Consider the following 12888-nt stretch of genomic DNA (forward strand, 5'->3'; position numbering starts at 1 on the left):
GCGCACCTTCCTGATGCCGCTGCTGTTAGGCGTTGTTGGCACTTTATTTCCGACTGGAAACAAAACGCCAACAAAGCCTAGTGGGCGATTTCCAGCAGGCGTGCCATACCTAGAGCGTCACGGTACTGCTCGCCAACGCGGGCGTGGCGACGGAATTTGCCTTCGATTTCAAATCCGAGCTTCTGGTAGAAGGCAATGGCGGGTGCATTGTCTTCGAACACTTGCAGCTCAATTCGATTCAAACCCAGTTCAGCGGCAGCCTTCAATGCCAGCTGCACGAGTGCCTGCCCCAGCCCCTGATTGCGCCAGGCGGGCAAAACGCCCATACCCAGTGTGCCAACATGCCGGTAAGGCAGTGATAGTTTGGGTTTGATATCGATCCAGCCCACCACCACGCCATCAACCATGGCGACAAAGTGCTGCAAATGGTGGCGTAGTTGCTCCAGCAGCTGGGTGCGCAGGGTGTCGAGCGGCGGTGCTTCGGTGATCGGCAGGTACTTCTGCTCGCGGACGATTTCTTCGAGGACGTGGTGAAAGCCGGGGATCGTATCCTCGGTAAGCGGCGTAATCTGGATATTCATTATCTGATCGTTATTCTGGGTTATGGGTACAAACCCTGTCCGATCAGCACATCGGCAGGGGCACGAAGGGTCTGCCGCTGACACTGCGGGCCAAGGCCGGCAGTGTCAGGATCTCTTTAGGCTCTGTTGACGTTTTGTTTCCGGTCGCGCCGGCCCGGAGGGTTTCGCCGGATTTGGGCCCGCTGCAGTGTTAAAAACCGCTTGCTTAGTCCACTAAGCGGCGCGCTTTTCGCCTTGCATTAGGCCCAAGTCCGACGAAACGCGATCCGGAAATAAAATGTCAGCAGAGCCTAGGCTTCGGGAGTGCCGGCCCAGCAGTGCGGGCCGCGAAAACCGTCTGTCAGGATCAAGGGTCAGACCTGCACCTCGGGCTGCCTGCACGGTCTGATAAAAAGACCTGTTGTGCGTGGCCGCCAGATGGTGGAGTTCATCCGTGCCGGCTTATATCCGGCACGAATCAGAGGCGATGAAAAACCTGTTGCCAGATCTTGTCAACTCGGCAATCTGGTTGTCTGGTTGTTTGGCAGATGGGTTGTATTCCAATTTTGCGGAACGTGCCCTGCGGAAATCCTGCCGCGTGGTACGGGGGCTACCTGTGGTCAAGCGCGATCAGAGAGCGGCTGCCCTGCGCAGATGAAACCCGGTCCCGCCGCTATGATCGTGGCGGGACCGGGTTTGTTGGCAGCTGGATCAGCGACGGTAGGCTGGAAGCTCGATGACGTAGGTATCAACCGTCCGCTCCCCGCCCCAATCGCTGCCGAACAGCAGGCGAGTGCCGGTTGGGCTGATGACGACATGCGGCTCGGCCCAGTAACCCAGATTGCCACAGGCGCCGCTACCGCCACAGGAACGGTGATGGGCTAGTCGGCAGGTCTTGCCACCCTGGTTGGTATTGACCAGCAAAATCTCGTTTTCCAGCAGACCTTGCCCCATCTTGCCATTGCGGGCATCCCCGACGATCGACAACGCCAGCCAGCCCGGATTGCGATAGGCAAGGGCAGACATATGGGTGCCTGAGGGCGGATAGGGGTAGCCGGTTGCAGGGCCGATCAGCACGCGGCTGGCGCCGGTTGTCATGTCCGATGCCACCAGTGACCCTTCCAGCGGCGCGTCGAATTGCACACTGAAAAAGGTGTCACGACCATCCTGCATTCCCAGCGAGCCGTGCTCGTTGGAGCTGGGCAGGTTGAGCTGGCGCAGGACATTCATATCCTTATCCAGCACATAGCCGGCTCGTCCCAGATAGTTGAGGAAGTAAGTGTTGCCGGATGCCGAAGCCTGGGGCGCATTCTGCGAGCCGCCTTCTCCCGTCGTCATGGTCACGATCTTACCGACCGTATCGGTTGCCAGGTTGTACGAGAACAGCCGGCGCCCGCAGGAGAAACCAAGTTGTTTTGAATCCCAGGAGGTGAACATTGGATCAGAACCACCGATCAGATCTTCCGACGCGGTACATGAAGTCGGTGCCCGTGAGAAGTCATGGATGACGGCTGATGTCGCATGCGTATCCGTTTCGACATTGAATCGATGCAGCTTGCGGGTGACGCGATCGGCGTAATAGAGAATCTTTGGATTGCTGGTATCCCAGTACACCTGCTCCAGGTCGGCCGGGCGGATATCCAGTGGCTTGAGGTAACGGTAAGTCTTGCCGTCATACAGATGGTGTCCGCCCGGCGAGCCGGCGCCCTCCTGGCTGGTGTGATAGAGAATCAGATAGCTCTCATCGGCATTCCAGGCCTGAATGGTGGAATACATGGGCTTGGCCACATTCCAACGGCCGGCGGCGGCATCCGAGATTCGGCGGATGCTGCCACCAAACTGCGGATCAACCACCACTTGCCCCAGCGAGGGCTTGGCCATGGCGCTCATCGGCCGGGCCAGCTTGTCCTGCGGGAAGTTGGCACATAGATCATCGCCTGAAGCGGGCGGGTAGGCCCGGCAGCTATCGGTGCTGCCTCCGTTGCTGCCCTGGCAACCCCACTGCCAGGGGCCGCTACCGCTGACGCTGGTGGCGGTACCGACTGCACAGAGATTGCTGGTCGGCGCGGTGGGGGTGGTGCTGCCATTGGCGCTGCCACACCGGCCATTGACCGGGGCCGGGGGCTCTATCTTCACTTCGGCACGGCAACCCACCGTGCTGCCACCGTTGCTGCCTGCGCAGGCCCAGGTCCAGGGACCTGTGCCGTAGAGGGCGGATGCCAACCCAACCGAACACAAGCCACTGGTCGGTGCCGAGCTGTAGGCCTGGCCGTTGGCCGGGCCGCATTTGCCGTTAACGGGCGTTGGCGGCTCTATCTTCAGCTCCGCCCGGCAGCTGGCACTTGTGCCACCCCCGGTGCCGGCGCAGGTCCAGGTCCACGGGCCGGTGCCGGCCAGCGCCGAAGCTGCGCCAGCCGCGCATAAACCACTGCTTGGGGCGGAGGGGAAGGCCTGCCCATTGGCGCTGCCGCACTGGCCATTGGTGGGGCCGGTTGCTGGCGTGTAGCGCACGGTGAGTGGCGCTGTCCAGGTTTGATTCTGACTGGTGTCATAGGCCAGTGCTTTCAGTACATAGTTGCGACCCTTCTTGGAGGAGGGTGTCCAGTAGTAGCTATAAGTGGCATTGGGCGATGCCTTGCACATCGCGGTCTTGTAAGTGTTGTCGATGTACAGGTCTACACAGGACACCTGCACATCGTCCCTGGCCTGCACTTCGATCTTGATCTTGCCGCTGATTTCCTGGCCGTCGGTGGGTGAGACAAAACTGACCGTCGGTGCCGTCGTATCGGCATCGACCTTGGCGGCATTGCTTGCCCAGATCGGGGGGGCTGCCAGGGTCAGGCCGCTCAGGGCAAGCATCAGCGGAAGGGGGCGACGGCGGGAAGGCGAGGGGTGGCACAACCTGCTTACTGCATGGGGTATCTGCATGAGAGTCTCCTGAATGCGGGAACGGTCAGCGGCATCCCCTCGGGCAGGTTCAGGGCTCAAGGAAATGTGTCTGCTGACATGACGTTTGCGTATGCTTTTGTCGTTATTGCAGCAGGAAGGGGGCGACGCAATCTGTTTTTATAGGTATGTGAATTATTCACAATGTTAATGTCTATCAAGTTTATCAAATCAATCATTCCAACGAATAAACTTAAAATTCTTACGGTATTTTATTGATTTTATAATGAAAAATTATTTGGTACGGTTTGGGTTTTGGGTGATGTAGCAAACAAAAATAATATAAGTGTTGACATTTTCTTAATGATTGGTCAGCGATTTCTATGTGTGGATAGAGATTGTGGATAAGGTAGTTGGTAGGCTAGGAAGGGCAGTCGTGCCGAGCTCTTGGTGAACGGCGTATCCGCCGCAGTGGCCATCTGGAGGAGTGTAAAGAAGAACCAAAGACCCATTGAAAAAGCCCCGCGCAGTGAAACTGGCGGGGCTTGGTGGTGCGTAGCCTAACCTGCTGTAAGACAGAATCTAGAGCACGAATTCCAGCCCCTTGAGCAAGGCGCCCGGCAATAACAAGCTGGAAGTCGAACGCTCGCCATACGTGGCGGCATCGGGCAGGAACTCCCGCTCCTCAGTTAGCGCCAGCAAGTTGTCGCCGAGCATCCGGTACAGGCTGTCATCGAAGCGCATAACATTCAGCGGTGCCACAATCTTGCCGCCTTCCACCCAGAACGAGGCGAAACGCGTCATGCCGGTCAGCCGGCAGGCGGTGCGGTCGGAGTAGTTGAGGTACCACAGATTGCTGATATACAAGCCGGTATCCAGCGCTTCGAGTGCCTGCGACACCGGCAGCTCACCGGCAGCCATCTGCAAAGACTCCGGAGCTTCACTGGCATTGGCGCCATTCGTGGTCAGGCGGTATTCGCGTGCCGTGCGAGGCGAAATCAGGCTGCCTGCGTAGCGGCCACTCTTGATCAGCGGCGTGCTATCTGGCCGCAGAAAACCCTCATGCTGAAACGCAGGAGCCAGGCCGCCAGCACTGACTTCAGCCAGCGACACCAGCGGCGACAGGCGCGCAGAGCCTTCTCGCAAGCGAAGCAGCGGGCTGCGCTTGGCTTGCAGCTCCTTTTCAGAGAAACCACCCCAGTTCAGGGTATCCAGCACCTCGCCAAGCGCGGACGGCGTCAGATAACTACGATAACTGCCTGGGGCAATGGTCCGGGCCGGGCGCTGCAACAGCTCCAGCTGGCTAGCCGACTGATGGATTGCCGCCTCCATCCCTTCCCTTTGCCAATCAAAGCCCGCATAACTGTGTTTGACCGCCTTATCGCCGCCCGCGTACAAGCTCCAGTCGAAATGAAAGCTCGCTGTTTCGTGCCAGTTGCGCTGGCCTTCCGAACTGGCGAAGCCGTGGCAGACCGGGCCTGCCGCCAGAAAGCCGACCAGATCGTAACGGGCGGCGGCACTGACAATTTCCTCCACCATCGCTTCGGCCGGTGGCAGGCGCGAAGCTTCTGTTCGCTCGGTTGAGTGCACCTCATCCGCCAGCAGCAGATGCGGATCTTCAGCGACATCGGTCAACGCATCGCGCAGCCGCAGCAACTCTGCCGCCAGCAGCTGCCGGTCGTTGTCGAAATCGGCCGAGAGCGAGATCGACGCATGCACATGCCGGTAACCCTGCACCAGCCGGAGTGAGAGATACCACTGCCTGACCTGGCCGGACTGGCGTACCCGACCATGATTGAACCGGATGAACTGCGAAGCCTCGCCAGACAGCCAGAGGGTGTAACGTTCACCGCCGCGCAGCTGGGTCTGCACATGGTCGGCGAGCTGGTAAAAATATTGCTGCATAGTGTTGGTCTCTTGGGCGCAGGTGCGCCAGTGGTGATCCGTCCGGCGCAGGTGCGCCAGTGGTGATCCATCCGGCGCCTATGCGCCAGAAAGTGGGTACGGTTGCATCGTTCATAACCTGAACGGCTTCTCAGATTTCGCCGCCGAAAACCTCGACGTCGCCAAACAGACAAGCCGGCGATGCGTGCCCAACCCGGATCGCCTGATTCGGCTCGCCCTTGCCGCACGAAGGCGTACCCATGACTTCAAACGTCGATTCATTGCCAACCTGCTTGAGCGAACGCCAGAACGTAGCCGAAATCCCCCGATAGCCGGGATTCTTCACCATGCCGGTGATTTCGCCGTTCTCGATCAGCCAACCCACCTCACAACTGAACTGGAACTTGTTGCGAGAGTCGTCGATAGACCACGACACATTCGTATCCATCAACACCCCACGTTCAATCGAGCCAATCATTCCTTCCAGCGTTGACGAACCCGGCTCGACATTCAGATTGGCCATGCGATCAATCGGCGGCCGGTTCCACGAGCACGCCCGCGAATTGGCTACCCCAGGCATCCCCGCCCGGGCCTGCGAAATTGCCCCGCCCAATGGACGCTCCAGCAGACCATCCCTGATCAACCAGGTTTTCTCGCCGGCAGAACCATCATCATCCCAACCAAACGTTGCAAACTCATCCTGCCGGCTGGGGTCGTAAGTCACATTCAATAGCGCCGACCCATACTGATACTGGCCGAACATATCCAGCGTCACAAAACTCGTCCCCGCATAATTACGCTCGTCGCCCAGAATCCGATCCAGCTCTAGCGGATGACCAATCGACTCATGAATCTGCAGCATCATCTGCTCGGGCATCAGTAGCAAATCCATCGAACCCGTCGGGCAATTCGGCGACGCCAGCAACTGCAAAGCCTCATCGGCCACGCGGCGGCCCGACCCCACCATCCGGCTACGCTCGATGATCTCGACGCCACCCTGCTGGCAATAGCCATTTCCCTGGCCGCCCAGACTGCGGGTTTGCGCCTCGCCATCGGCAAAAGCCGTCACCATCACATTCGGAATCACATAATTGAACCGCTGCATCACCTCGCCGCCATCGTTGGTCAGATACAGCTGCTCGACCTCGGCCATCATCAACGCCGCCGACCAGTCCACAATCCGCTCATCCCGTTTTGCAGCGGCCGACTCGGTATGCAACAAACCCAGCATATCGCGCCGGTTCCAGTGCAGCCGGGGCGAATCCACCTGATAGCGGCCCTGCGGATGCCCCAGGCGCGCCTGATTGAAATCAAAAACCGAATGCCGTCGCGTACGCAAAGCCCAGGCTTTGGCCTGCTCCAGTGCAGCCTTGATCCCATTACTCGAAAGATCACTCGTTGCGGCGTAGCCATAGCCCCCCTCGTGGATCACGGTGATCATGGCTCCCCGATCAATCCAGGTAGACAGCGGCTGCTCCACATTCTGCCGCACACACAACTGCTCTCCTCGTTCCTCGACATAACGCAGCGAACAAAAATCCACCTGCGTATTCAATGCCCGAAAGCGCTCTCTTACAGTTTCAATCACGATTCGCCTCTTATTTTGGTTACAAGCGATGGGTTAACAGGAAGCGCGCACACAAACAGCCTTCACCATCATAGGCCATCCTCGGTACCTGCCCTGCCACCCAAGCCAGTCGGCCGGCCGCTCACACAATTATCAGCCGTGACAACGGGCAGACATTTTAATTTGCAGCTGTCTGAAAGGGCGGCTGAATTCCGGCCAGAATGTCGTAGTAGGTACAGTTATTGATGTTTCAATTCGCGGCCGTCTGAATGGACGGCCGAATTATCCCAAGGGCGATGCGGACCTGTTGCGCCGAATGTTTCAATTCGCGGCCGTCTGAATGGACGGCCGAATTCAAGCGGCGGCCGAGCGACTTTTTGGTGGTCAGTGTTTCAATTCGCGGCCGTCTGAATGGACGGCCGAATTCTGGCTAGCTCGACTGCGACCCGTGCCATTGTCTCGTTTCAATTCGCGGCCGTCTGAATGGACGGCCGAATTGCTGTGATAGGCCGACTGATGCAGTCTTTGGAGTCAAGGTTTCAATTCGCGGCCGTCTGAATGGACGGCCGAATTATCAAGCGGAAAAAGAGGGAATTGACAACGTAACTGTTTCAATTCGCGGCCGTCTGAATGGACGGCCGAATTTGGAGGTCAATCGAAAGCGATCCGATGCCAATGTGTTTCAATTCGCGGCCGTCTGAATGGACGGCCGAATTGTGCAAGCATCTTCGCTGATCATGCAACGCTACGCCATGTTTCAATTCGCGGCCGTCTGAATGGACGGCCGAATTTCTACGTCGTGGGCGGGGATTGGCTCGCTCAATCTGTTTCAATTCGCGGCCGTCTGAATGGACGGCCGAATTTACTTTCGGACGAGGGCATAAAAGGCGCGATTAAGGGTTTCAATTCGCGGCCGTCTGAATGGACGGCCGAATTCGGCATTGCCGCAAGGCTCTTCAGAATGGTCCTACGTTTCAATTCGCGGCCGTCTGAATGGACGGCCGAATTAATAGCCAAGCCTATTAGGCCGAGGCGCCCCCGCAAGTTTCAATTCGCGGCCGTCTGAATGGACGGCCGAATTGAGATGGAGCGACTGGTTGGCGAGGATGTTCAGGTGTTTCAATTCGCGGCCGTCTGAATGGACGGCCGAATTACGTTACGTCCGTCAAATCCATTTTTGATAAAAAGGTTTCAATTCGCGGCCGTCTGAATGGACGGCCGAATTCCTGTTCTACGCCATAACGCCAGTCTGCACTACTGAGTTTCAATTCGCGGCCGTCTGAATGGACGGCCGAATTTTTCCGCTTGTGGTATCTGTCCAGACGACAACATAATTGTTTCAATTCGCGGCCGTCTGAATGGACGGCCGAATTTAACAAGTGCTCACTGATCACGAGCAGCGCTTACGGTTTCAATTCGCGGCCGTCTGAATGGACGGCCGAATTACGGTGTTGCCGGAAACGGACACGTCTACTCCGGTGTTTCAATTCGCGGCCGTCTGAATGGACGGCCGAATTTAGCAACACCAGACAAAGCGATAGGTGTAATCATTGTTTCAATTCGCGGCCGTCTGAATGGACGGCCGAATTCACATATCGGTAAATGGTGCCATTCTGCTCATTTCGGTTTCAATTCGCGGCCGTCTGAATGGACGGCCGAATTTTCGTCTAGATCGAGCGTCAGTATTGGCAAATCGTTGTAGTTTCAATTCGCGGCCGTCTGAATGGACGGCCGAATTTCTGATTGCCGAGCGTGCCGCCCTGGACCTGGAGTTTCAATTCGCGGCCGTCTGAATGGACGGCCGAATTTTGCTGACTAGATAGATACTCATCGGCGTAAGAATCGTTTCAATTCGCGGCCGTCTGAATGGACGGCCGAATTTACATTATTGCGCTGCCAGCCCGGCCTCCAATCAACTGTTTCAATTCGCGGCCGTCTGAATGGACGGCCGAATTCTTGCGGGCGTGGCGTTCCGAATGATGACCGACCAGTTTCAATTCGCGGCCGTCTGAATGGACGGCCGAATTTCTCCTGGTGCTCGGTGATGATGACCGCCACGTTGTTTCAATTCGCGGCCGTCTGAATGGACGGCCGAATTACCTTCATCGCGGCTTACGAAACCGCCAGAGCAGTTTCAATTCGCGGCCGTCTGAATGGACGGCCGAATTAAGGCTGGTAGCGAAACCGTGCCATACGGCCTGTGGCGGTTTCAATTCGCGGCCGTCTGAATGGACGGCCGAATTACGAATGGCCGCTTGTTGTGCCGCGATCTTGTCACGTTTCAATTCGCGGCCGTCTGAATGGACGGCCGAATTATTTCACCGACCTTTTGCTAGGCAACCGGCAATGTTTCAATTCGCGGCCGTCTGAATGGACGGCCGAATTACGAAGCGATGAAGGTTCGTGCGCTCGGACTGATGTGGGTTTCAATTCGCGGCCGTCTGAATGGACGGCCGAATTGGAAATCCGCCTAACCTGCTGGCGGTGAACAGTGCGTGTTTCAATTCGCGGCCGTCTGAATGGACGGCCGAATTCACTGCGTGATTGAAATCGCACAGATGCTGGAAAATGTTTCAATTCGCGGCCGTCTGAATGGACGGCCGAATTCCGCCTGCAAATGGCGGCACAGCCACAACGCCATGTTTCAATTCGCGGCCGTCTGAATGGACGGCCGAATTACAGAAAGACCCGGAAAGTATTGCCTGCAAAGCGGTTTCAATTCGCGGCCGTCTGAATGGACGGCCGAATTACTGGACGGGTACGAAGATCTCGAGGCAACTGTTAAAGTTTCAATTCGCGGCCGTCTGAATGGACGGCCGAATTGTCTCTAAACGTGGGATTTTCAAATACCATGCCGTGTTTCAATTCGCGGCCGTCTGAATGGACGGCCGAATTCGCAAAGCAGTTATCCACTGCTGTTCAAGCTCATCGTTTCAATTCGCGGCCGTCTGAATGGACGGCCGAATTATGGAGTGACTATAGCGCAGCTGAAAAATAAAAAGTTTCAATTCGCGGCCGTCTGAATGGACGGCCGAATTGTCGGAGTAGCACGTAGGCTGGCCAGCCGGCGGTGTTTCAATTCGCGGCCGTCTGAATGGACGGCCGAATTAGGCAAATGAAAGGCGAAGAATTTGAAAGGCTTATAAGAGTTTCAATTCGCGGCCGTCTGAATGGACGGCCGAATTCCGCCACCTCAGACCCAGGCATGTCAACCCAGATGTTTCAATTCGCGGCCGTCTGAATGGACGGCCGAATTAGCTCTTCATCGGTTAAGCCCTTATCAGCTAATAGCTGTTTCAATTCGCGGCCGTCTGAATGGACGGCCGAATTGCAGTTATTACGTAAACTGTCAAGCAGGCGTCAGAGTTTCAATTCGCGGCCGTCTGAATGGACGGCCGAATTGTCGCGCCGGTCAGCTGACAGCTTCTGTTTGACGGTTTCAATTCGCGGCCGTCTGAATGGACGGCCGAATTCATGTCGAGCAAGATGAGCAGGGAGTGTTGCACGTGTTTCAATTCGCGGCCGTCTGAATGGACGGCCGAATTCCGCTAAATACGAACCAAGCTTCGATCCGTATCGGTTTCAATTCGCGGCCGTCTGAATGGACGGCCGAATTGCCAGAAATCACGGCTAGATAGCACATTCCACGGTAGGTTTCAATTCGCGGCCGTCTGAATGGACGGCCGAATTTTACGGTGAATAAAGGTGATCCTGCTACATATCCAGTTTCAATTCGCGGCCGTCTGAATGGACGGCCGAATTCCTTCTTCTGCAAGCTACTGAAAAACAAGTGAAAAAAGGCAGGCTTGCGCGTACCTCGTCTGTTTGTCAGTAAGTTGTCAGCAGGTTTGGGTTATGGCTGTTGTTTCTCCATGTTTTTAAAGAGTTTTTGGCTTGCGCGAACCTGCCGGGAATTTCAGGGGTGATAGGGGTTCGCGCAGGCCGGATTGGGTCTCTCATTATAGCTGGGGCGCGTGGCTTATAGCGCCAATGGGCCTTCGAAGTCGATGGCGCGGAATACGCCAAATTCCCGTACTTCTGTCCCTGCGCCGGCATTGAGTCGATATAGGCGCAGGTTGTCTTGTTGAATGTCTATTTCGGCCAGCAGGCGTCTTTGCAGGTCTTCAAATTGCATGAGGTTTACCTGGCATTCAAAAACGGACTTCTGAACGCGCTGGCCGGTGCTTTCGCAGACTTTGGCTACCCGGCGCAGGCGGCGACGGCCTTCGCGGGTTTCGGTGTTGACGTCGTAGCAGACGATGATGAGCATGTTTTTTCCTCGGCCTGAATAGAAAGGCTCTCAGGCGGTTAACGGAAGGTAAACGGCAGGTAGCCTGCTGTTTCTTGTCGAATGGCGCGGGCCATCAGTCTGGCTTGCACCAGCGGTAGCAGGCCGAGTGCGATGGTCTGTTCGAACAGCGGGTGGCTCATCGCTTCCTGTTTTCTTTCCTGATAGGCCACCGAGACGTTGCGGCGAGCGTCGCCTTCAAGCAACACGGCGCCGCCTTCATAGGTCTTGAAGTCTTGCGGGGTGACTTGTTTGCGATTGATGAGGCTGAGCACCAGCCGGTCGGCAAAGGGGCGGAATTCTTCGACCAGATCAAGCGCCAGTGCGGGCCGACCTGGCCGTACCACATGCAGGAACCCTAGCTGCGGGTCGAGCCCTGCTGCTTCGCAGGCGGCGCGGCAATCGTGGGTGATCAGGGTGTAGAGGAAAGAGAGCAGGGCATTGACCGGGTCGCGCGGTGGGCGCCGGGTGCGGCCTTCGAACCGGAAGTGGGGTCGTTGGTCTGCGCGTATCAGGTGGTTGAGGCAAGCAAAGTACTGGCGGGCAGCTTCGCCTTCGGTGCCTCGCAGGGCGTCGAGGTTTTCGGTGGTGGGGAGCGCGCGCAGGCTGGCAGCCAGGTCGGCTGCGCCGCGTTCAAGCGCCTGCCGGTCTGATTCGTCTTTGGCTTCGCGTGCGCCGCGCAGCAGCACCTGCCGGCAGTTTTTCAGTTTTCCGGCCACGCAGGCGCGGGCGGTGCTCAGGGCAAAGGTGGGGTCGGCGGCGCGGGCATGTTGGGCTTGGCGCAGCAGAATGTTGCCGGTCTGGGCGCCTTCGAGCCGGGCTTTGAAGCGGCCGTGGGTGTCGAGCAGGGTAAGGGTGATGGCTTCTTCTGCCAGCCGGTGCATCAGGGGGGCTGAGAGGTTGACGTGGCCAAAGGTCACAACGCCTGTGAGGTGGTGCAGGGGGACTCGCAGGCGGGTCTCGCGCCCTATTTCGACTCTCAGGGTGTCGTTGTCGAGGTGGAGGTAAGCCTCGGGCAGGGTGACGTAGAGGGTGTTGAGTAGTTGCATGGCTAGGGCTCTGACTAGGGCTGATAGAGCTGTTGCAGCAATAGTGTTTGGCGGCTGGTGTCGGCCAGGGCTTGGGGTTGGCAGCGGTCGTAGAGCGAGCAATCGCGGCAGCGATCGTCGTTGACTGGGGGCGGCAGCTTGCCTGCCTGCAGCATGCTGCGTACGGCTTCGGTTGCTTGCTGTACTTGCTGCCGCAAGGAGGTATCTATGGTCACCACGCGCCGCTTGCCCGAGCTGGCGTAGAACAGCGCGCCTTCGGGTACGGCTTTGCCGATCATTTCTTCCAGGCAGAGGGCTTGGGCGGCCAGTTGCAGTTCATCGTAGCGCTTGGCCTTGCGTCGCCCTTGTTTGTATTCGATGGGGTAGGGGCTGCCATCGGGCAGTATTTCAACGGCGTCGGCCCGGCCGATCAAGCCCAGTTGTTCGCTCCAGATCGGCATGGCGCGTATCACGCGATTGCCGGCATGCCGGTCTTCACCGGGGGTGTCTACCCTCGCGTGCAGGGCGTTGCCACGAGCGGTGTAGACGTTGTCGTCAAAGGTTTGTTCGATGTGGATCAGTGCACATTGTCGCGGGCAATAGCGCCAGTGTTGCAGGGCCGAAATCGGTATCGGGTCGAGTGGTTCGGGCATGGTTGCGGGCCTTGGCAGGAGG

General features: G+C 57.5%; 7 protein-coding genes and 1 CRISPR repeat array. All 7 genes read right to left on the bottom strand.

Translation table 11 applies throughout. The features are described 5' to 3' along the window. Positions 1 to 77 precede the first annotated feature (77 nt). The 7 genes from PZA18_RS14640 to cas4 all read right to left on the bottom strand — a co-directional run bounded on the left by PZA18_RS14640 (position 78) and on the right by cas4 (position 12866). Positions 78 to 581 carry a GNAT family N-acetyltransferase gene (locus PZA18_RS14640; RefSeq protein WP_284101604.1) on the bottom strand — a complete coding sequence of 168 codons (504 nt, stop codon included), beginning with the start codon at positions 579 to 581 and terminating at the stop codon, positions 78 to 80. 690 nt (positions 582 to 1271) lie between these two features. Further along, entirely contained in the window at positions 1272 to 3488 is a 2217-nt protein-coding gene (locus tag PZA18_RS14645; RefSeq protein WP_284101605.1) for an Ig-like domain-containing protein, read from the bottom strand. A 540-nt stretch (positions 3489 to 4028) separates the two neighbouring features. After that, positions 4029 to 5351 (bottom strand): TldD/PmbA family protein, encoded by a 1323-nt coding sequence (locus PZA18_RS14650; RefSeq protein ID WP_284101606.1) that lies wholly within the window; start codon positions 5349 to 5351, stop codon positions 4029 to 4031. 130 nt (positions 5352 to 5481) lie between these two features. Further along, positions 5482 to 6918, bottom strand: coding sequence for a TldD/PmbA family protein (locus PZA18_RS14655; protein WP_284101607.1), 1437 nt, complete (start codon positions 6916 to 6918; stop codon positions 5482 to 5484). Positions 6919 to 7144: 226 nt separating this feature from the next. Then, positions 7145 to 10659: a CRISPR direct-repeat array (repeat unit 37 nt; unit sequence GTTTCAATTCGCGGCCGTCTGAATGGACGGCCGAATT). 217 nt (positions 10660 to 10876) lie between these two features. Further along, positions 10877 to 11167, bottom strand: coding sequence for a CRISPR-associated endonuclease Cas2 (gene cas2 / locus PZA18_RS14660; RefSeq protein ID WP_284101608.1), 291 nt, complete (start codon positions 11165 to 11167; stop codon positions 10877 to 10879). A 38-nt stretch (positions 11168 to 11205) separates the two neighbouring features. Next, the gene (cas1c, locus tag PZA18_RS14665) at positions 11206 to 12234 is read right to left on the bottom strand and encodes a type I-C CRISPR-associated endonuclease Cas1c (protein WP_284101609.1); all 1029 of its coding nucleotides are present in this window, start codon (positions 12232 to 12234) and stop codon (positions 11206 to 11208) included. Between the two features lie 14 nt (positions 12235 to 12248). Continuing rightward, the gene (gene cas4 / locus PZA18_RS14670; RefSeq protein ID WP_284101610.1) at positions 12249 to 12866 is read right to left on the bottom strand and encodes a CRISPR-associated protein Cas4; all 618 of its coding nucleotides are present in this window, start codon (positions 12864 to 12866) and stop codon (positions 12249 to 12251) included. Between the last annotated feature and the right edge of the window lie 22 nt (positions 12867 to 12888).

This window comes from Parachitinimonas caeni (assembly GCF_030129945.1).
Classification (GTDB): domain Bacteria; phylum Pseudomonadota; class Gammaproteobacteria; order Burkholderiales; family Chitinimonadaceae; genus Parachitinimonas; species Parachitinimonas caeni.